The 917-nt window shown below is 39.5% G+C and carries 1 protein-coding gene; it reads right to left on the bottom strand.

The features are described from left to right. Window positions 1–797: transposase (locus HR057_RS16795; RefSeq protein ID WP_173732649.1), on the bottom strand; the 797-nt coding region annotated here is incomplete at its 3' end. Window positions 798–917: the final 120 nt, after the last annotated feature.

Raw genomic sequence — 917 nt, 5'->3', positions numbered from 1 at the left:
CAGCTGTTAAGGTCTCTTTTGATATAATCCAGCTGTTTGCCTATTGCTTTACGCAACTTTTTGCCACTGACTTTTCTTTGCTTTGAGACAGCCAAATAATCTTTTCTCGCTCTTTGGCGATAAGTCCGTGGCTTCCGTTTGTCTCCTTTCAATGGTTCATGCAAAACATCAATGATGTGTTCTAATTTTTCCCGAGCTTCGTTTAAAAGATCAAGGTCAGTTGGATAGGCAATATCAGCTGGAGCACATGTTGCGTCTAACAATAACTTCCCTTTGTTTGCACTTGTGTCGTAAGCGTCTGTATCACTTTGATTGACATTTTCTTCGGATTTTGGGCATGGGGAAGCAGGCGGAGTCGGGTGATCATCGCCGTCATCGTCTTTTTCATTTTTTTGTTCTTCCATGACAATCCATTCATTCACTTCATTGATGATATCTGAACCGAGTCTCTTCCGAAAATGGGTCATCATAGAATGATGAAATGGAGCTTCTTCTTGAAAGCTTGGAAGACCAATAAAGTACTGTAGATAAGGGTTTTCTGTAATCTGATGAACCGTTTCGCGATCACTTAAACCTAGGCGTTCTTTGATAATCAAAGAGCCAAGAGCTACTCTTATAGAAAATGCCTGCTCACCTTTGTTGGAATCTTTAAATGCTTGACTGTATTTTTCTTCAGCTTTCCACCATGGAATCATATCAGCTAGAATAACCCAGCGATTATTTTTATTTAACTTCCCGCCAAACGGCAGAAAAAAATCATCCGAAAATGTCAGTTGTTTTTCCGTTTCTCGATACATGTTACAACCTCCAAGTGCAAGGTTTTTTTACGGTTTTAGCGAAAATCCTTACACTTATAATTCGACAAACACGCCGAAAACCCTTGTTGTATCAACGTTTTTTGTTTATTCAGCAAACCC

The sequence above is a fragment of the Calidifontibacillus erzurumensis genome (assembly GCF_013303125.1).
GTDB lineage: Bacteria > Bacillota > Bacilli > Bacillales > Bacillaceae_J > Calidifontibacillus > Calidifontibacillus erzurumensis.
The sequence above is the reverse complement of the archived record's forward strand: the minus strand, read 5'-3'. Positions and strand labels throughout refer to the sequence as shown.